At 39.2% G+C, this 20,414-nt stretch carries 13 protein-coding genes and 1 riboswitch; of the genes, 5 read left to right on the top strand and 8 right to left on the bottom strand.

What is annotated here, in order from left to right; translation table 11 throughout:
* Positions 1-109: 109 nt before the first annotated feature.
* Positions 110-2,839, bottom strand: coding sequence for a M14 family metallopeptidase (locus J0A69_RS17250; protein WP_206587863.1), 2,730 nt, complete (start codon positions 2,837-2,839; stop codon positions 110-112).
* Between the two features lie 309 nt (positions 2,840-3,148).
* Here J0A69_RS17250 and J0A69_RS17245 point away from each other — a divergent pair, with 309 nt between their 5' ends.
* The 4 genes from J0A69_RS17245 (at position 3,149) to J0A69_RS17230 (ending at position 6,761) form a co-directional block, all read left to right on the top strand.
* Positions 3,149-4,075: a ribose-phosphate pyrophosphokinase gene (locus J0A69_RS17245; RefSeq protein ID WP_206587862.1), complete on the top strand. Its 927-nt coding sequence runs from the start codon at positions 3,149-3,151 to the stop codon at positions 4,073-4,075.
* A gap of 27 nt (positions 4,076-4,102) precedes the next feature.
* Positions 4,103-4,678, top strand: coding sequence for a 50S ribosomal protein L25/general stress protein Ctc (locus tag J0A69_RS17240; protein ID WP_206587861.1), 576 nt, complete (start codon positions 4,103-4,105; stop codon positions 4,676-4,678).
* A 78-nt stretch (positions 4,679-4,756) separates the two neighbouring features.
* Positions 4,757-5,317, top strand: a complete 561-nt coding sequence (gene pth / locus J0A69_RS17235; protein ID WP_206587860.1) for an aminoacyl-tRNA hydrolase — start codon at positions 4,757-4,759, stop codon at positions 5,315-5,317.
* 59 nt (positions 5,318-5,376) lie between these two features.
* Positions 5,377-5,479, top strand: a riboswitch (SAM riboswitch).
* 109 nt (positions 5,480-5,588) lie between these two features.
* Entirely contained in the window at positions 5,589-6,761 is a 1,173-nt protein-coding gene (locus J0A69_RS17230) for a trans-sulfuration enzyme family protein (protein ID WP_206587859.1), read from the top strand.
* Between the two features lie 27 nt (positions 6,762-6,788).
* Here J0A69_RS17230 and J0A69_RS17225 read toward each other — a convergent pair whose 3' ends face one another.
* The 4 genes from J0A69_RS17225 to J0A69_RS17210 form a co-directional block, all read right to left on the bottom strand.
* The gene (locus J0A69_RS17225; RefSeq protein WP_206587858.1) at positions 6,789-7,250 is read right to left on the bottom strand and encodes a CBS domain-containing protein; all 462 of its coding nucleotides are present in this window, start codon (positions 7,248-7,250) and stop codon (positions 6,789-6,791) included.
* Between the two features lie 121 nt (positions 7,251-7,371).
* The gene (locus J0A69_RS17220) at positions 7,372-8,919 is read right to left on the bottom strand and encodes an FG-GAP repeat domain-containing protein (protein ID WP_206587857.1); all 1,548 of its coding nucleotides are present in this window, start codon (positions 8,917-8,919) and stop codon (positions 7,372-7,374) included.
* A complete protein-coding gene (locus J0A69_RS17215; RefSeq protein ID WP_206587856.1) occupies positions 8,916-9,662 on the bottom strand; it encodes a copper homeostasis protein CutC in 747 nt (248 codons plus the stop codon). The genes J0A69_RS17220 and J0A69_RS17215 overlap by 4 nt, the downstream gene beginning before the upstream one ends.
* Position 9,663: 1 nt before the next feature.
* A complete protein-coding gene (locus J0A69_RS17210) occupies positions 9,664-10,644 on the bottom strand; it encodes an isoaspartyl peptidase/L-asparaginase family protein (protein ID WP_206587855.1) in 981 nt (326 codons plus the stop codon).
* Positions 10,645-10,734: 90 nt separating this feature from the next.
* On the opposite strand from J0A69_RS17210, the gene J0A69_RS17205 reads away from it, so the two are divergent.
* Positions 10,735-11,496: a creatininase family protein gene (locus J0A69_RS17205; protein WP_206587854.1), complete on the top strand. Its 762-nt coding sequence runs from the start codon at positions 10,735-10,737 to the stop codon at positions 11,494-11,496.
* Here the strand turns inward: J0A69_RS17205 and J0A69_RS17200 are convergent, their stop codons facing one another.
* The 3 genes from J0A69_RS17200 to J0A69_RS17190 form a co-directional block, all read right to left on the bottom strand.
* Positions 11,497-15,018, bottom strand: a complete 3,522-nt coding sequence (locus tag J0A69_RS17200) for a VCBS repeat-containing protein (protein WP_206587853.1) — start codon at positions 15,016-15,018, stop codon at positions 11,497-11,499.
* A gap of 138 nt (positions 15,019-15,156) precedes the next feature.
* Positions 15,157-16,881 carry a RagB/SusD family nutrient uptake outer membrane protein gene (locus J0A69_RS17195; RefSeq protein ID WP_206587852.1) on the bottom strand — a complete coding sequence of 575 codons (1,725 nt, stop codon included), beginning with the start codon at positions 16,879-16,881 and terminating at the stop codon, positions 15,157-15,159.
* 51 nt (positions 16,882-16,932) lie between these two features.
* Positions 16,933-20,187, bottom strand: a complete 3,255-nt coding sequence (locus J0A69_RS17190; RefSeq protein WP_206587851.1) for a SusC/RagA family TonB-linked outer membrane protein — start codon at positions 20,185-20,187, stop codon at positions 16,933-16,935.
* Between the last annotated feature and the right edge of the window lie 227 nt (positions 20,188-20,414).

Here is a 20,414-nt window from a genome sequence, read left to right as displayed (position 1 = left end):
AGATGGTATACTGAAAATTGAAACTGAAGTTTACCTCTACCCCAAACATAAAGAAAATAAAAAAGCTGCCCCTTGTTAGAGACAGCTTTCCAATCAAAGTTCGAAAGCTCTATTTATAGAGACCATTGAATAGCATTTTAAATGTTCCATGTGATTGAGCTCTGAAAGTAATCTCAGGTCCAAATGCATAAAGTTTTCCTTTGCCTAGTTGAGCTTCAAAGGCAGTCACTCCATTTTTCAGGTAAGATTGACCCCAAGCCCAACCGCTTTTTAGCGGCTCCTCTTCTCCAAACCAAGCAATAGGTTTTACGCCCATGTTTCCAGCGGTAGGAGCAAGCTTAAACACCGGACTTCTGTTAAACATGATATAAGCCTTATCTCCCATTCCATAATTGATAGGAACTGAATTGTCAACGTGCATTTCAAGAACCGAACCAGGCACATAATATTTCTCCCCACTAAGGCTTCTCGGCATACCATTTGGCCCCATTTCTACCAAGGCGTCTTCCACAGGCAAATCCAAATGGAAGGCTAAATCAGTAGCAGAACCTACAGTGATTACATTGCCGCCTTTTTCAATGAACTCCTTCAATTGAGGAATTGACTTATCTGTTGAAATTCCTCCCAGCATATGTCTGTACTCTTCAGGGATATCTTCTGCTTTCGGCTGTCTTCTTGAATAGCCTCCTCCATTGGAGTTTTCCCCTGGTATACCTGGACCGATGAAGACGATTACATCGAATTTCTCATTTAAATTACCTCCGTCGATTTCCTCAGGAAAAACAAGTTGGAAAGGGAAATGGAATTGTTCCATCATCCATCTCACCCAACCAGATGGCATAGAACCACCATATTGATCAAAAAGACCAATTCTAGCCGGCTTAATCTCTTTTGCGCCAGAAGGTATCCCTTTGACTGCTACAGGATATACACCGTATTCTTGTGCTGCATTTTCTAAAACTTTCTTACCAGCTCCTCCAACATAGAAGGATCCAGCAGGAAGACCGTTTACTTCAGAACTTGTTCTATAAACCTTAACTTTTGCTTTCAAAAGATCATTTACAGCCATAAAACTATTATTCCCTCTAGCATCCAATAAATAACCTGAGCTGGCTACTAATGCTTTTGGATCAGGGTTTAAAATCTCACCATAAGGCATGCGCTCAAACGGACCATCAAAATCTTCCATGATGCGATCTATTTCTGAACCCATCTGATATGCTAAAGTCCAACCAGCAGCATCGTAAGGTCTGATCGGAGGTCCGCCTGGGTACAAAAAGTCATTCGGGTGATCTTGTGGCTCAAACATATCAATCACGTGCGGACGGAAAGCCTGATCTGTTTTGACCACATAAGACCCAGCTGGATAAGTTTTTCCATTTACTGTAAATTCAGCTGTAGCCTTGTGGACTAAAATTCCAGATTTAATTAAGGCATTTAAGAATTTGATAGCTGTTGGAAAATCAGGTTGGTCAGCTGACAAAATATATCCTCTTGGATCTCTTCTAGCTGGATCTTTATAAACTGAATCATAGAATTGTGCTGGTATTCCTGATCTAAAGCCAAAAAAGACTGCATCTTCATCATCTTCCGATTTCTTTTTCTGAGAAGCTTCAAAAGCATCCTGAACAGCCTGAGCATATTTTGGATACATGGTCCAATTGTCCTTGCTGCCTTTTTCGATAGCATTTCTCCCCATTAGGTAAATATTATAAAGCAATTCATCTCCATGTCTTACTGCATGGTTTAAAATGCCATAGTTCAGGGAAACAGAATAATCAATTGATCTTCTGAAATGCCATTCTTGAGGAGTTACCGGATAGGGAGTCCCATTGTTTGGAATAAGCCTATCTGGCACCAAAGGAACAGTTGAAGGAGTTGGATTACCAATGATTTCAGTTAAGATACCGATGATGTTATGGTAATAAGGAGTGGTTCTTAATCCACCATTCCACCAAGTTGAAAAAACCGATCCATCTAATCGAGTATATCCAGGCTTATCCTCTTGATGAAGCTTATTGATCATTGAAGCACCAACTGCATCCAAACTTGTAATAATTAGCGGATCAAAAACATGATTGAAAGGATCTCTGTATGGAGGACCTGCCACAACTGTACCCGCTGGTCCAGATTGGTGGTGATTGTAAATGATCTGCGGAATCCATTCTACATACTGTTGAAGCGACATATTCGCTGCTTCACTCATGTTATTCATGTAGAAATCACGGTTATTGTCGTGACCCACATACTTTTGATAAAGGATAGGAATGTTTTGATCTCTTTCTTCCGGATTGTCTTTTCTCATGTACCATTCTGACATGATTTCCATCCCGTCAGGATTGGCGTGGACAAGTAGGATAATCACATTATCCAAAATCTTCATTGTCTCTTCGTCAGTTCTTGAAGCAAGTTGATAAAGCGTCTCGATCAACTGATGAGGCCCTACCACTTCATTGGCATGTAGTCCTCCATCTATCCAAACTACAGGCTTTCCTTCAATGACTAACTTCTCTGCCTCTTCTTTAGAGATTTCTGCCCTAGCGAGGGTCTGAGAAATTTCCTTGTATCTGTCCAGCTTTTCAAAATTAGCTGGAGCAGTCACTATCATCATGGGGTGTGATCTCCCATATTCTGTTTTTCCAATTTCTACTAGTCTTACTCGATCACTAGCATCTGCTACTTTTTTAAAATATTCTTCAGATTGTGTGAATGTGGCAAGTTTATAATCATCCCCTATATCAAATCCAAAATGAGACTTTGGTGTGGGAACTGACTGAGCAAAAAGTCCAAAGGACCAAAAGCTCATCATAATCATAAAGAGCGTAAATCGTTTTTTCATAAGCTATAATTTGGTTGGGGATTGACTTAACCTCTCCTAAAATACTATGAAAAAAGAGGTATCTGTTTGAGACTACCTTCTATTTTTAAATTTTTACAGGATCGGAATAATACCACAATGAAATAAGCAAACACGGACTGGAAGGATGGCAAGTTGTTAGCGCGGTAGGTTGAGTGATTTGAAATCAATCAAGGCAATTCCAAAAAATTAATATTTTGAATGAAATTGCAATCCCTTAGCCTTCCCATCAATTTTTATTATTTTTGCTTACGAAATCTATCCTTTTCTTCTCCGAATAAACCACCAAACATGTCCGAAGTCAAAATCTTTTCCGGCGGAAACAGCCAATTACTAGCAGAGAAAATCGCAAAAAACTACGGAAAAAAGCTGGGCGAACTCACCATGTCAAAATTCAGTGACGGTGAAATGTCTCCTAGCTTTGATGAATCTATCCGTGGATGTACCGTGTTTTTGATCCAAAGCACGAACCCTCCTAGTGATAACATTCTAGAGTTATGCCTGATGATTGATGCTGCGAAAAGAGCCAGTGCTTATAAAGTATGTGCTGTGATTCCATATTTCGGATATGCCAGACAGGATCGGAAAGACAGGCCAAGGGTTTCCATCGCTGCAAAAGCAATAGCAAACATGATTACATCCGCAGGTGCTGACAGAATTATGACTTGCGATCTTCATGCAGGACAAATTCAAGGTTTTTTTGATCTTCCTTTGGATCACTTGAATGGATCAGCTATCTTTGTGCCCTATTTGAGCGGCCTCAACCTAGACAATATGATTTTCGCCGCACCAGATGTGGGTGGAGTTGCTAGAGCTAGGGCTTATGCAAAGCATTTTGAGGTAGAAATGGTAGTCTGTGATAAGCACAGAAAAAGAGCCAATGAAATTGCTTCTATGCAAGTCATTGGTGAAGTTGAAGGAAAAGATGTCATTCTAATTGATGATTTGGTAGATACTGCAGGCACTTTGTGTAAAGCAGCTCAAATCATCATGGAAAAAGGGGCTAAATCAGTAAGAGCTGTTGTAACCCATGGTGTTCTTTCTGGTAAAGCTTATGAAAATATTGAAGGCTCTGTGCTTCAGGAATTGGTAATCACTGATACTATTCCTTTAAAACAGAAGTCTTCAAAAATTAAAGTATTGACAGTAGCTGACCTATTTGCAAAAGCAATTCATGCTGTAACAGGTCACACCTCTATCAGTTCTTTATTTATTTAAGAACCAATTTTATTAAATATATATCTTATGAAAACACTTGAGATTATAGGGTTTAAAAGAGCAAATCTCGACGGTGCCTCTCTAACAGAAATCAGAGAAACAGGCAATGTTCCCTGCGTAGTTTATGGACCAGGTATTCCTGAGCAAATCCATTTCTATTCTCCGATCATTTTGTTCAGAGACTTGATCTACACTCCTGAAGTACATTTGGTTGAATTGAACATCGAAGGAACAATCGTGAAGGCTGTTTTGAAAGAAGCTCAATTCCACCCAGTTAGTGAAACTTTGCTTCACGCTGACTTTATGGCTTACACTGAAGACAAGCCAATCAAGTTTGAAATCCCTGTAAAAGTAACTGGATCTTCTCCAGGTATTGCTAAAGGTGGTAAACTTGAATTCAAAACTAGAAAATTGAAAGTGAAAGGATTGGCTAATGACCTTCCTGACTATATCGAAGCTAACATTTCTAACCTTGATTTGGGTAAATCATTCAAAGTTGCAGAATTGAACGCAGAAGGTTTTGAAATCCTTACAAGCCCTAACGTTTCTTTGGTTACTATCGGTATCCCAAGAGCTCTAAGAGGCAAGAAAGTAGAAGATTAATCTGCTTCGCATCAACACTAAAATCCTGCTCCTTAACTGGGCAGGATTTTTTATTTTTACCCATAGAATGACTACCCTATGAAATATCTTCTCGTTGGTCTGGGAAACATCGGGCCAGAATACGAACTAACCCGTCATAACATCGGCTTTCTGACTGTTGATCGATTGGCAGACAAAGAATCCATCTCCTGGAAGAGCGAACGACTTGCTTTCAAAACCGAATTCAAATACAAAGGCAGAAATATCCATATTATCAAACCCACCACTTATATGAATCTAAGTGGTAAGGCAATGAATTACTGGATGAAGGAATTACAGATCCCCAAAGAAAATGTTTTGGTCCTAGTAGATGACGTAGCCATTCCTTTTGGGAAATTAAGAATGAAACCAAAAGGTAGTGCAGCAGGTCATAATGGATTAAAAAATATTGAAGAGCTGACAGGCGGTCAAAATTACCCAAGACTACGAATGGGAATTGGAGATGACTTTCCAAAAGGAAGGCAAGTAGACTTTGTACTTGGTAAATTTACCCAAGATGAATTTGCCGAACTTCCAATCATCATGGATAAAGCTATAGAAATGTGTCTGGCATTTTGCACCATTGGGATTGAGCGAACGATGAATCAGTTTAATAATTGATTCAAATTGATTTGGAAATCAACCTGACACAGGTTTACTTTGCAGCACTTCAGGCAACTGATTTATAAAGAAGAGGCGAGAGAATAGGCTCATTGACCCTCTGGCAACCATCCACCTCGGTTGAAAGGTGCCAAGTCCTACCCTTAGCGGGAACTATAAATTGGCTTTACAAAAAAATAATCCCTTTTTAGTTCGATTTGACCGCCAATGGTTTGACTTTCTCAAACTGATTGAGCCATTTTATGTCCATATTTAATCAAGGCATTCTGCGATGAGAAAGCATTTCGAAACCAATTCCATCAGGATTAACTCTTCTAAATCCAACCAAAAAGAGCATTCCTCTCCCCTATACCTAACCTCCAGCTTCACTTTTGATTCTGCAGAAGAGGCAAGAGCCATGTTTGCTGATGAAATTCAGGGAAACATTTATTCTAGGTATGCCAACCCTAATTCCACTGATTTAATTGAAAAAATCTGTGCTGCAGAAGGGACTGAATCAGGAATTGCTACTGCTTCCGGGATGGCAGCAATGTTTGGAAGTATCGCTTCACTATTGCAACAGGGAGATCATGTTTTGGCCTCTCGCTCACTTTTTGGATCAACACATCAATTATTGACAAGGGTATTTCCAAAATGGGGAATCACATCAACCTATGGAGATATTTCTGATATCGCTAATTGGGAAAGCTTAGTTCAGCCCAATACCAAAATGCTATTCATAGAGACTCCTTCTAATCCAGGGCTGGAAATTATCGATCTAGAAGGGGCTGGAAATTTTGCAAAAGCTCACAATCTAATCTTGGTGGTTGATAATTGTTTCGCAACTCCTTACCTGCAGCAGCCAGCAAAATGGGGAGCTCATATTGTGACACATAGCGCAACAAAATATATCGATGGCCAAGGAAGAGTACTCGGTGGACTTATTCTAGGTACAGAAGAGTTGATGAAAGAAGTTCAATTTTTCACCAGACATACAGGGCCAGCTATTTCACCTTTCAACGCTTGGATTCTTTCCAAAAGCATGGAAACATTAGGTGTGAGAATGGACAGACATTGTGACAATGCTTTGAAAGTAGCAAGCTATTTCGAAGGAAACGCTGAACTTGAAAATGTCAAATACCCTTTTCTAAAATCACATCCTCAACATGAGTTAGCATTAAAACAAATGAAACTTGGTGGAGGAATTATAACGCTAACAGTAAAAGGAGGAGTAGCAAGAGCACAGCGATTCATTGATCACCTTCAAATGATTTCTGTGACTGCAAATCTTGGTGACAGTCGAAGCATCGTTACTCACCCTGCTTCGACTACTCATAGCAAACTATCTGTAGAAGAAAGAGCCAGAGTTGGGATTACAGATGGCTTGGTGAGACTTTCCGTGGGACTGGAACATGTAGATGATATTATTGAGGACGTAGAGAGAGCTCTACAGCTATCAAAATAAAGAAGGTCCCAATTGGGACCTTCTTTATTACCATGTAGTCTGCTTAAGCTTAGGAAATGCCCTAATGACATCACTTAAACTTATTTGACCAATTAATCGCCCATCCTTCATCACAGGAAATCTCCTGATTTTCAATTCTAAAAATTTTTGGGCGGCATCAAAAAGTGAAAGATCTTGTCCCAAAGTGATAACATCGGTACTCATATGTTCCCTCACTTTCCCAGGGAATTTAGGTGTATTGGTGTATTTACCCTTTATAATCTCTTTTAAGCAATCTACCTCCGAAATAATACCTACAAGAGACCCAGATTCATCCACAACAGGAGCACCCGAGATCTTTCTTTTGGTGAGTACTTCTAATACCATGTCAATTGTATCATCTGGATGGAATGTGACAAGGTTAGTACTCATGTGGTCTTTGACCAATATTTGGGCGGCAGGAGATTTTTTAGGTTCAACCATTCTAACTCCTTGAAAACTCTTAACCATAGACAAAACAATTTAAAGGTGAAAGAATAATTTACGGAAAAAGAGCAAAAAATAAAAATAGTAACCTAAAAAATAAAATTAATCAGTACTATTAATTGAATATTATTATATCAACAGAATATTATTTCTTTTGATTTTTAAAGATTACTATCGGTTTCCAAGGTTTATTTGATTTTGAGTATAAGTCTTGAAATTCAAAAGTACCCACCACCACATCCATGTCTCCATCTTTATCTAAGTCCCCTTTTGTCATTGTCAACCAATGCGAATCAAAACCAACCGCAGGTGCGAAAGGATTAAAATCCATCTGCTCCTTTTGCTCAAAATACAACAGATCTTGTCTTGGTTTCTGAGTTTGATCTGGAAAAAAAGCCAGTACAAATAGGTCTGAATCTCCATCCTGATCAAAATCCTCTACTTCTAGACCACTTGCACCATACATGGGATAAAACCAAGCCAACTCAAAATCCAGATCACCCTTATTTAAGAATATCCGTACACCATGGTAGTTTTTTAAAATTTGGGATAAATCTGCATTATCTCCATTGACTAAAACAAGGTCCTTCAATCCGTCCTTGTTCATGTCAACAAACCTAAAATCACTGGAACCAAAAGCCGGCTGAAAACGAAGTATTGCTTTTTCTTTAAAGACTCCTTCACCTTCATTGATATAGGCAAAAAACCCTTCATTGGCTTGCGTCATCAATACAAGAATGTCTAAATCGCCATCATCATCTAAGTCTTCTGCAACCACTCTCCTTGCACCAGGATTTGTAGTTAACATCTGCTTTTTCCAGCTCTCCCCTTCAGATAAAAACAAGGAAAGTTCTCCCAGATGATTTCCGAACTCACTGATTACTTTATCTAATTTTCCATCCTTATTAAAATCAGCATATTCTACCTGAACAGGTCTTTGTAAACTCTGAACAAGAGGCTCAACCTCCCATGAAGAATTCACTTTTTTATATCGGCTGATTTGCCCAACAGAGTCATTAGATGGATCCATCAAACCCATAGTCAAGAGCTCAAAAGTATCATCAATCTCACCCCATCGAATGTCAATTGGGGCAGTATCTGTGCCTATGGAATCCAGAATTTGGAAATCATTTTTAGAATCTAAGACAAACAAGGATTTAAATCTATGACCCAGCCATAAGTCTCCAGTCTGTGGATGAACCCTAAGCATAGTTACCAGATTTGCATAAGTTTCAGCATACTCTGGCTGAATCATTTGGAAGCCAGGCACACCTGCTATAATCTCTTTCCTACCTTCTTGTGGAAGCGGATTATCAGGAGCATTCTCCAAATAGTAGCTTTTCAATTTTGCCCAATCATCTTTCTTGATGTAGGGAAAATCAGAGTAAACCCCATCGGGAACATCCATGTCAATGGGCATGGTTGTGCCAAAATCTTCCTCCAAAAAAAGCCCCATCCTTTTTCTCATTTCTGGGAGTACTTTTTCTTGCCAAATGACCTTGGTTAAAATCTCCGGCTCAGGTTTAACGTGGCATGTTGCGCAATAGGCATTTGCCAATTGCTCTCCGGAAAGATTGAGGTCCGCTGCTGCTAATTGCTCTAATGTGGGAGGAGGTTGCTTTCGCTCGGAAATTGGGCCACAAGCCCCCAAAGCAAAAAGAATAAATACAAACCAGCCTTTGAACTCTCTCATATTGAATTGATAGCCTCTAAAAACTCGTTAACTATCGATTGATCCACACTTAGATGTTTTTTGAAAGCTTCTGGATCTTCAGAAAATGAAACATGAGGATTTATAAAGTTGTTTGGGGATTGCTTGAACACCTTACAAGATGCATGAATATCTCTTAAAAACCCACTCTTTGAAAGTTCAAAAACATGCTTTGGCATGGTGCCTCCACCTGGCATAATACTTATTCTATCCTTGGCAATCTCCATTAATTCTGCAATCAGATCTAGTCCTTCAGTCACTGAGTTTTTCCCACCTGAGGTCAATATTCTTTCAAAACCAAGTGATATAATCTTCTCCAAGGATTCGAAATAATTTGCAACTACATCAAATGCTCTGTGAAAAGTACAAGGTTTTCCAGATGCAGTTCTGATTAAAGTCTCACATGCCTCAGTATTTACATTTCCATCGTAGTCCAAAATCCCAAAAACAAACCCATCAGCCCCTAATTCTCCTAATATTTCAATGTCCCGCTTCATCACCATCAATTCTTTTTGCGAGTAGGAAAAATCACCACCTCGAGGGCGAATCATGGTAAATATGGGTATATCAACTTCAGATTTTAAGAATTTAAGCATTCCCGCACTAGGTGTTTCTCCTCCTTCGGGGAAATTAGAACAAAGTTCTAACCTGTTTACTCCAAATTCAGCCGCTGCCAAAGCTGCCTCAACATTAAATACCGGAGACTCTAGGGTGATTTTATCCATCTTAAAAATGACTCTTTGAATCTATCATCTGGTTTGATTGCATGGTTCCCTTGGCAAAATTAAACCCAGGATGAACGGCAAAAGCACCAATTTCCCCTTCTTTATTCATAGCTAAAAATCCAGCCTGAATATCTTTGATATTTTTGCTGTTTTTAGCGATCAAACGTTTTACCGCTTCTTCACAGGCTTCTTGAGGAGTTCTGCCTTGACGCATCAATTCCACGATCAAAAAGCTTCCACAAATTCGTATGATTGATTCACCAAGTCCTGTCGCCGTAGCTGCTCCTACTTCATTATCTACAAACAATCCAGCTCCAATAACAGGGCTATCTCCTACTCTTCCATGCATTTTATACGCCAATCCACTTGTGGTACAGCTTCCTGCCAAATTACCCGCTTCATCCATACCAATCATCCCAATGGTATCATGGTTTTCGATATTGATTACCGGTTTATATTTACTTTCAATCTTCCACTTTTCGTAGGCTTCCTTTGCTTTTGGACTTAGCACCTCTGGTTCTATAGGAAACCCTTCCGCAATAGCGAGTTGTCTTGCTCCTTCTCCTACTATCATCACATGAGGGGTTTTCTCCATCACTACGCGAGCTAAAGAAATTGGGTGTTTCACTTGTCTCACAAAAGCCACAGATCCACAGGCCCCATCTCCGGTCATAATAGAAGCATCCAATGTTGTGATTCCCTCTCTATCTGGCAGTCCTTGTAACCCCACAGACAAATTACTCAAGTCCAACTCTGTGTCCTTGACACCAGCTTCAACAGCATCTAAAATACTTCCTGTTTCTTTAAGTTTAGCAATTGCAGCAGCATTTGCAGGTAGTCCATGATTCCAAGTGGAAAGTATCAAGGGTTTTTCTCCAATTAGCTGAGGACTGGATTGCTTTGCAAAAACTTGGGAAATCCCAGGGATAAAAACTGCCGATCCTAAAATCGACTTCTTTATAAACTTTCTTCTTTCAGACATAAAACTTAATTTCGGATGAGGCTTTGAAATTATCAAAAATGCCAATAATAAAGCCAACCTTCTGTCAATTCATTCTTAAATAAACCTATCATGAGGCCGTACATCCTAAAAGAAGCAACCTGGAAAAATCTAAAAACTGATCGATTCGAGTTAGCAGTTTTACCTTGGGGAGCAACGGAAGCTCATAATTATCACATGCCTTATGGAACAGATATTTATGAAGCTGATGCGATGGCTGAATTAAGTGCCAAAAAAGCCTGGGAAAAGGGTGCTAAAGTGGTTGTCCTTCCTACAGTCCCATTTGGAGTGAATACAGGTCAGTCTGACATCTACTTGGATATGAACCTAAACCCGAGTACTCAATTAGCAATTTTGAATGATCTGATCGAGGTTTTAAATCGCCAAGGCCTGAAAAAACTTTTGATTTTAAACAGTCACGGAGGAAATGATTTTAAGACAATCCTTAGAGAGCTTGGATTAAAATATCCAGAAATGCTGCTTTTCACTTGTAATTGGTTCCAGTCACTAGACAAAACAAAATATTTCGAAGAAATGGGCGACCATGCAGATGAGATGGAAACATCCTTGATTATGCATCTTCACCCGCAGTTAGTATCTCCTTTGGAAGAGGCTGGTGATGGAAATGAGAAAAAATCAGTGATTAAGGGTATCCGTGAAAAATGGGCTTGGGCTGAGCGAAAGTGGTCTGAAGTAAGTGAAGACACGGGTATAGGCAATCCAAAAAAAGCTTCCCCTGAAAAGGGAAAGCTTTATCTTGAAGATGCCAGCGATAAAATTGCTGAGTTAATTCTAGAAATCTGTGAAGTCCAACCAGGGAAACTTTATTCTTGATTAATCCAGAGAATTCAAATCAAGATTTTTCACTTCTCCTTTATAATCAATCATTTGGATAGATTTCACCCCTGCTGGAATTGTGATTTCCCTGCTAGATTGCGAAAGGAATCCTGAGCCGTAACTCGTTTCAAATCTTTGTTTTTTCCCGTTTTCCAGTTCAAAAACTACCGCCATCGTTTCTTTTCCTGGCATTATAGATTTTGAAGGTTGATTCTTTCTTTGGAAAACCTTAAGCTGGTCTCTATTTTGAGATGCGATTAGAATAGGACTTCCTTGAGAACTACTTAATGAAACCAAAGCTTTTCCATCACCAGGAACTAAGAATCCACTCGAAACAGGTTTCAAAGGCTCAAATTCTCCTTGACCATTACCTTTTAGGATCAAGCCAATTTGAGCATCCATTTTTCCAATAAAAATCTCATTACCGTAATCATTTCCAATCAAGGCAACATCTAAGAAACCATCTTGATCAAAATCTTGAGCAACAATTCCATTTACCGGACCTATCTGCGCGATGGTAGGTAGAGCCTTAATCTGGAATTTTCCACCTCCTAAATTCTCTACATAGGAAGATCTATCATAATTTCCTGTTAGGATCAAGGCATCTTTCTTTTCGTCCTCGGTCAATAGACTCTGTTCGGTGCTGAGTGCATATGTCTTATAGCGCTCATACTTTCTTCTGAAAAGGGTACTTTGCCCATACAAATCCCCCCAGAAATGACTTGGGAATGAATTGTAATTCCCATCCCTATCTTTGTAATAAGCAAAAATCACAGGATCGACACTTCCATTGTTATCAAAATCTTTGGCATAAACTTTCACCGGCATAGCCTCAGTTGGCTGATGAGGGTTATTAGCACCGAGATTACCAACAATAAAATCTGTATCACCGTCTTGATCAAAATCACCAGGAACAATCGAATTCCACCAACCCAAAACCTGTTCTAATCCAGTATTCTCAAGTTTTTGGAATTTTCCAGCATCATTTTTAAATACAGTAATAGCCATCAGCTCTCCAACCACAACCAAATCCACTTGTCCATCCGAATCAATATCTGTCCAAACAGCATCCGTCACCATTCCAACATCTCTCAATCCAGGCGCAACATCATCTGTGACATCGATTAAACTGCCCTGTTCATTTTTCAGTAAGAAGCTTCGATCTGGCAGTGGGTATTTGGCAACAGGAGTCCTTCCTCCCACAAACAAATCCAAATATCCGTCTCCATCAAAATCTGCCCCTCTAACGGTAGAACCGCTTGCCTTTAATCCAGAGAAATTCTTATCTAAAGAGAAGTTTCCTTTCCCATCATTCAGATAAAGTCTGTCTGTATATTCGGCAGATTCCGCTTGGAATTCATTGCTTCCGCTGACCATATATAGATCCAAATCCTGATCATTATCCATGTCAAAAAGAAGCATTCCTCTTTCTTCGAAAGTCGCATTCTCTCCCGGCAAAAGCTCCTTCTCTGCAAAAGTCCCATCTTCATTTTGCGTGAAAACCTTTGGAGAGAAACCGCTTGAAGAACCTACGATCAGGTCCTCTCTTTCATCCCCATTAATATCTCCTACAGCTAAGCTTGGTCCATATTGAGTCAACTTATGAGGAATTGTTCGCTGAATATAAAAATCAACTTTATCCACCTCCTCATGCTGATATGCAATCCCAGAACTTGCGGTGACATCCTCAAACAAAGGATCCTGCTTCGCATAGTTTAATATCGCTCTAGAATTTGAACCTTGCTTTGCATTTCCATAAGACAATGTTAAAACCTGATTTCCTGGAACATTGCTTAAATTTTCCTCTTTTCCATCAGGCCAGATTATGGATATTTTTTCAACTTCAGTCTCACTTCCTATACCAAAATGAAGCACAGGATCGATGGAGGACATATATCCTCTTACGATCTGCTGCTCTTGATAGAGTTGCTCACCATTCTTAAGGTTAAGGGTCAATTTTGCTCCAAGGCCTAAAGGGTTACTAGCTGTACCTTTTAATTGAATTCGTAAGTAATTCGCTTTTCCCTCTTTGTTAATTAGGGTGTTTTCAAACACAAATGCGGGATCATTGATGTTATTGACTACATAATCCAAATCCCCATCTCCATCAAAATCAACCAAGGCAGCTCCGTTGGAAAAAGAGGGTTTATTCAATCCCCAATCAGCACCACTGTCATTAAATTTCATATCCCCAACATTCTGAAATGCATAATTTGGGATTTTCACAATAGGAATTGAATCCAATAATTGACGGATCGTGGCCACACTCCCCACATCCGCTCTATAATTTGCAAAGTCTTTATCTGTAATATCTCGCGGGAAACCATTTGTAACCAAAAGATCTCTTAATCCATCATTATCCACATCTCCAAAAAGCGGTGCCCAGCTCCAATCTGTCTGATAAACTCCTGCCATCATACCAATTTCACTAAATGGTAAATCAGGACCATTGTTCATGTGAAGCATGTTTCTCACATACTGGTACTCATAGCCCCATTGCTCATTGTTTATATAGGTTTGGTAGGCATTGTTTCCAATAGTAGTCTTCTTTCGATAATTGCCTTCGCCAAGCATATCAAGCGTAAATAAGTCAGGTAAAGCATCATTATTGAAATCAGCAATATCAGCTCCCATTGAAAACTGACTTTGATGCCTTAATACCTGGCTGATATTATTGGAGAATGTTCCATCTTGATTATTAATATAGAGAAGATCATTCGTCACATAATCGTTACTTACATGGATATCAGGCCAGCCATCATTATTCAAATCAGCAATTAGAACACCAAGACCAAAACCTTCAATGGTAATTCCAGCTTCTAGGGTAACGTCAGTGAATGTTCCGTCCCCATTATTTCTATAAAAAGCATCATTATTAATGGCAGATCCATCTACAATCTTTTCTCTATAATTACTCGGAGTTACTTTACTCTGTTCATTATTTAAAACATATAGATCTAAATCTCCATCTAAATCATAATCTATAAATGCCGCACCCATTCCGTTACCTGAATCAGCAATACCATAGTTCTCTGCCATTTCCTTGAAAGTGACAAGTCCATTTGCGTCAACTCCTTGGTTCACAAATAAGAGGTTATTCCTTTCCCCCGTACCTTTTCGCATGGCTGCAGCTACATAAATATCCATCAAACCATCTTTATTGATATCTACAGCTGTAGTGCCAGTGCACCATCTGTCAGCAGCTGCAACACCTGCTTGATCAGTAATGTCTTTGAACTCAAAATCTCCCTGGTTTAAATACAACTTATTGGAAACCTGATTTCCAGTAAAAAATATATCAGGTAATCCATTGTTATCAAAATCAGCTATAGCTAATCCTCCCCCATTAAAAATATATTCATCGGTAAGGATATTAAAGGAATCTGTTTCAATAATAGTGTTGGCAAAGTCTATCCCAGTAGATTCTGGAGACTTTAAATCAAATAATTTTGACTCCTTTTGACAGGAACTTACTAAGATTAGTAAGGCTCCCAAAAAGAGAAAATTCTGGAATTTCATAATGGTTGAGATTGGGTGTGAGAGGCTTCAAATTAGCATTTTTGACAGATATGAGAAAAAATATCAGTGATTATATCTGTAAAAAAACAAAAAGAGAAGGTCAGGGACCTTCTCTTTTCTATGAAGTCTGATTTCTAATTAGAAACCAGGGTTTTGAATCAATATATCAGATCCTACCAAGTCAATTTGATCTTGAGGGATTGGTACAAGACGATGTTTGTCCGTAAACTTAGCACCACCAAGTGCAGCAACTAGGATAGCGCCATCGTAAGCCAAATATTTGTCAAGTTCCTCTTGAACAGTATTCCAACGGATAAGATCATAGAATCTATGTCCTTCCATTCCTAATTCAAGCATTCTTTCTAATCTTACAGCTTTCTTAGCAGTAGCAGCATCAGTCCAAGCAGCAGTGTAAAGACCTACATTGTAGTTAGCAGCAGCAGTACCGTCGCCTCTTTTCAATTCAGAATTCTTTGCTCTTGTTCTTACTCTGTTTACATATTCTCTAGCTTTTTCCAAGCTACCAGCTTCGATCTCAGCTTCTGCTGCCATCAAAAGAACGTCAGCAAAACGAATAATCATGAAGTTGATTCCAGTATAACCAGGAGTCCAAGAAGAGTTATCTTGATAAGATCCTTTCTCAGCAACTTGATACACATATTTTTTAGGAGTGTAAGGTCCACCATTTGGCTGGTTTCTGATCCAAGCAGCACCTGGATGGTCTTGCCAATCTAGATAAGGAATACCTCTTCTACCTACAGTGTGATCCAATCTTGGATCTAGGTTTCCAGCATCTGGAGTAAATGGAGCATCACTTTGAAGACCCATATCAGTTTTTACACTTTTTCCAGGATCATTGTAAGAACCATCGATATATGGAAGACCATTAGCATCAGTTCTAAATGAGTTTACAAAAGAAAAACTTGGCTGATAGAATCCGCAGCATCCACCTGGACCACCATTGTATGGGAAGTTAAGGTCAAATTCTGGGTTCGCATTGTTTACAGATCCTGTATTTGCAGCAGCTTGATATGCCCAAACAGATTCCTGATGGTTATCATTTGCACCTCTAAACATGTCATCGTAATAAGGAACCAAGTCATACTTCAAGCCATTACTTGTTACACCATTTGCAATGATGTCATCATATAATGCTTTTGCCTGAGAGAATTTATTCTGATACATGTAAACTTTTGCCAAGTAAGCTTTAGCTGCCCAAGAGTTTACTCTACCTACTTGTGTTTGTGTAGCAGGAAGGTTTTCTACAGCATACTGCAAATCAGCTTCAATAAATGGATATAGATCCTGAGTATTGCTTACTTCTTCAAGACCAGAACCATAATCTACTGTTTCGTCAACATATGGAGTATTACCATAGTCTCTTTTCAATTCGAAATAGTAATGCGCTCTAAGGAATTTAGCTTGAGCAGAGATTCTTTTTTCATCAGCATCTGTTACATCAGCCGCCTTTTTAGTCATCAATCTCAACACATTGTTAGCTCTTGCGATACCTTCATAGGCACCATTCCATTTTGCACCCACATCACCTGAAGCAGCATTTACTTCAAATCTCTGAATAGGGTTGATTGTACTGAAGTCACCAGGGTCAGTTCCTTTGTTTGCTTCACCACCTCTGATACTTCCCCATACCCAGTTAGAAGGAGAAGCAAGTCTGTTACCTCTACCATTTACCTGAGAATATACAGCAATCAAAGACGCTTCAAGACCTGCTAGTGTAGTCAACTGAGCCTCAGCTAATTGACCTGTTGCTGGCACTTCTAGAAAATCATCGCTACAGCTCACTGCCACCATCATGATTGCTGATGACATTAGTGCTCCGATTTTTAATTTATAATTCTTCATTTTTATAATCAATTATAGTTTCTATAACTCGATTTATCTGTTAAATAATACTTAGAAGCTAAGATTCAAGCCGAAAGTATAACCACTAGTAACAGGATAGTTACCTACATCAATACCGAATGTTGTATCAGCATTACCACCTACAGCTGGATCCAATCCACTATAACCAGTTATAGTGAACAAGTTGTTTGCAGAAGCAAAAACTCTAACTCTTTCCAATCTCCATCTTTCCAACAAATTTGCAGGAAGGGTATAACCCAATGTTACGTTTTGAAGTCTTAGGTAAGAACCATCTTCCACATAGAAAGAGTTACCTACGTTAGACGTAGAGAAGTTTGCAGTCTTTTCAACAACTGGGATTTCAGCATCCAAATTCTCAGGAGTCCAAGCATCCTTCAAACGCTCAGAAATAGCAGCTCCTTCAAATGTCTGATAGAAATCAGTAAACCATCTTGATTGATTCCAGATCTCGTTACCGATAGAAGTATATAGATACATAGAAAGATCTAATCCTTTATATCCAACTGTGAAGTTTACACCACCTGTGAAATCAGGAACTGGGCTACCGATAAATGTTCTATCATCAGGAGTAATTTCACCGTCACCATTGATATCTTCATACTTGAATCTACCTGGAGCAGCACCATCTTGAGTAGCGTGATTTGCTACATCTTCAGCATTTCTAAACAAACCTTCTACTTTATAACCAAAGAAAGCAGATAGAGACTGACCTACTTGGTTTCTGATAGGCTGAATACCTCTATAACTTGGGTTAATAGAAGTAATGATATTCAAACCTGGAGCCAATGCTACAATTTCATTTTTCAAAGTAGATCCAGTAACAGTCAAATCGTAAGTGAATGCGCTAGACAAGTTACCTTTAACTGCTACTAACAAGTCAACACCTGCATTCTTCATCTGACCGATATTTACGAATGGAGGAGTTGCGTTGCTACCCGCAGTTTGAGGAATTGGAAGTTGGAACAACAAGTCCTTAGTGTCTTTTTGCCAAAGGTCAAAAATCACATCCAATCTACCGTTGAAGAAAGTACCATCAAAACCAATGTTTTTAGTCACAGCAGTTTCCCACTGAGTATTTGGGTTACCTATAGTAGTTCTTCTAAAACCAATTTGTGCAGAACTGTTAGTACCTCCAACGTCATAAGAAGAAGCACCTACGTTACCACCAAATAAAGAAAATTGGTTTGTAGAAGGAACTGGGTTAGAGTTACCCATTTGACCCCATCCACCACGAACTTTCAATTCGTCGATCCAAGTTGCACTCTGGAGGAATGGCTCAGATGACATTCTCCAAGCTGCAGAGAATGCAGGGAATACACCATATCTAGAATTCTCACCGAATACAGAAGATCCGTCACGTCTTACAACTGCACTGAATAAGTACTTGTCGTTGAAGGTATAGTTAACTCTACCGAAATAAGATGCAAAATTAACACCTCTAAACAGACCTGAGTTTACCTGACGAGAAGAAACTGGCAAGTTTGAAATAGTTACGAAGTCAGTATCTGTAGAGAATGGATTCTGACCAGAAGCATCAATGTTTCTTCCTGATCCATTATTCAAAGCTTCCTGACCCAAGATCACATCAAATGCATGCTTTCCAAAAGTCTTCTTATAGCTTACAGTGTTTGTAAATACCCACTGGAAGTTAAATCCAGCACCCTCTGAATAACCAAATGAAGAGTTGTTTTCAGAGTTTTCATACTGCAATCTTGAATAGTTCCAGTAGTAATAGTTGTTATACTGTCCACCGATAGAAGTTCTGAAAGTCAAATCTTCCAAGATGTCATATTCAGCATAAACGTTACCGAAGATATTCGCATTAAAGTTTCTGTTATTTTCTAAACCATCTCTGTTTGCAATAGGGTTTCTAGGGTTGTTGAAACCTCTAGCTGCAGTACCTGCATAACCACCGAATTCATCATAAACAGGGATGATTGAAGGCATTCTAAATGCCTGAAGGATATCATTTTCATCAGCAGAAACACCTCTACCACCATTACCACCAGTTTGTCCTAGGACTTGACGATAAGTAGCTTGGAAGTTTTCACCGATTCTGAATTTCTTAGTAACGTCAAATTCAGAGTTTGCTCTTAGCGAAATTCTCTTGAAATTGTTGTTTTTCATGATACCAGCTTGATCCTGATAACCCAAACCGATAAAGAATCTGCTTGTTTCAGAACCTCCGTTCAATCCGATAGAGTGACGGTTCAAAGGAGCATTTCTGGTTAATTCTTTGTACCAATCTGTTCCCTCACCAGTAGCAGCTCTTACAACTTGGTAAACACCACCTTTGCTTCTATCAACATTGTATTTTGCTCTCTCTTCTTCCAATTGAGCAGCAGAGAATGGTCCAGCTACACCAGCAGCACCTCCAACGTTGATATAATAAGGCAGTACCGGAGTATTTCCAGTTCCAAACTGTGGATGCTCATATTTAGGAGCTCTGTTGTCAATTCTTGCTTGGTTTGTTTCAGCCAACCAAGTATAAGTAGCAAAATCCTGAGGATTCATCATTGCCAAACCTTCACCTGGAGTAGTTACACCGAACATACCATTATAATCAACTCTTAATTTCTGATTTCCTTTTCTACCTCTCTTAGTAGTATAAATAATTACACCATTAGAAGCACGAGCACCGTAGATAGAAGCTGCAGCTGCATCTTTCAATACAGTTGTTGAGGCAATATCATCAGGATTCAAGAAGTCAGTAGATTGAACAGGAACCCCATCCACTACATATAATGGTTCGTTTCCACCGAAGGAACCGAAACCTCTAACACGAATGATAGAAGTAGTACCTGGCTGACCGTTTGTAATTACGGTAACACCAGAAACACGACCTTGAAGGGCCTGCTCAACGTTACCAGTAGGAATTACTGTCAAATCCTTTGGATCCACTGTTGCAATTGCACCAGTAGTCTCTCTTCTACTATCAATGGTGTAACCAGTTACTACAAGCTCAGTAAGCGTTGTTTCATCTGGACTTAATTTAACGTCAATAATACTTCTATTACCAACTACCTGCTCAACAGCAGAATAACCGATAAAAGAGAAGACCAATACAGCTTGGTCATTTGGGACATTTAGGGAGAATTTACCGTCAATGTCTGTGGCAGTACCTGTAGTAGTTCCCTTTACAAGAACCGAAACTCCTGGAAGTCCTACATCATACTCATCCAGTACTGTTCCAGTTACAGTTTTTTGCGCGAAGGCAGCTGCACTGGAAAGAAATAGGAGCATCAATAATGCACCTAAACTTTTGTAAACATTTTTCATAAACATAGATAGATTGGGTAACAAGAATAATTGTAAATACTTGTTTTTCAATTGTTAATGCAATCGATTGCGAAACTCGCAAAATAATTACAATAGAGAAGTAATTTTGATTTGTACTTTGATTGTAATTATACCGTGGTAGGAATACCAGCAATAGGGAATTTAACCCTTAGGTTTGAGGGCATCGGATGATGCTTGTGGTGAGTTACTCGTCTTCGAAAAGATGGGTCATT

It is taken from the genome of Algoriphagus pacificus (assembly GCF_017254845.1).
In the GTDB taxonomy this organism is placed as follows: Bacteria; Bacteroidota; Bacteroidia; order Cytophagales; family Cyclobacteriaceae; genus Algoriphagus; species Algoriphagus pacificus.
This window is presented reverse-complemented; position numbering and strand designations above follow the sequence as displayed.

Excerpts from the sequence above, each read along its gene's own strand:
- J0A69_RS17250 (WP_206587863.1), bottom strand. The coding sequence starts at position 2,839 with ATGAAAAAACGATTTACGCTCTTTATGATTATGATGAGCTTTTGGTCC.
- J0A69_RS17245 (WP_206587862.1), top strand. The coding sequence starts at position 3,149 with ATGTCCGAAGTCAAAATCTTTTCCGGCGGAAACAGCCAATTACTAGCA.
- J0A69_RS17240 (WP_206587861.1), top strand. The coding sequence starts at position 4,103 with ATGAAAACACTTGAGATTATAGGGTTTAAAAGAGCAAATCTCGACGGT.
- pth (WP_206587860.1), top strand. The coding sequence starts at position 4,757 with ATGAAATATCTTCTCGTTGGTCTGGGAAACATCGGGCCAGAATACGAA.
- J0A69_RS17230 (WP_206587859.1), top strand. The coding sequence starts at position 5,589 with ATGAGAAAGCATTTCGAAACCAATTCCATCAGGATTAACTCTTCTAAA.
- J0A69_RS17225 (WP_206587858.1), bottom strand. The coding sequence starts at position 7,250 with ATGGTTAAGAGTTTTCAAGGAGTTAGAATGGTTGAACCTAAAAAATCT.
- J0A69_RS17220 (WP_206587857.1), bottom strand. The coding sequence starts at position 8,919 with ATGAGAGAGTTCAAAGGCTGGTTTGTATTTATTCTTTTTGCTTTGGGG.
- J0A69_RS17215 (WP_206587856.1), bottom strand. The coding sequence starts at position 9,662 with ATGGATAAAATCACCCTAGAGTCTCCGGTATTTAATGTTGAGGCAGCT.
- J0A69_RS17210 (WP_206587855.1), bottom strand. The coding sequence starts at position 10,644 with ATGTCTGAAAGAAGAAAGTTTATAAAGAAGTCGATTTTAGGATCGGCA.
- J0A69_RS17205 (WP_206587854.1), top strand. The coding sequence starts at position 10,735 with ATGAGGCCGTACATCCTAAAAGAAGCAACCTGGAAAAATCTAAAAACT.
- J0A69_RS17200 (WP_206587853.1), bottom strand. The coding sequence starts at position 15,018 with ATGAAATTCCAGAATTTTCTCTTTTTGGGAGCCTTACTAATCTTAGTA.
- J0A69_RS17195 (WP_206587852.1), bottom strand. The coding sequence starts at position 16,881 with ATGAAGAATTATAAATTAAAAATCGGAGCACTAATGTCATCAGCAATC.
- J0A69_RS17190 (WP_206587851.1), bottom strand. The coding sequence starts at position 20,187 with ATGTTTATGAAAAATGTTTACAAAAGTTTAGGTGCATTATTGATGCTC.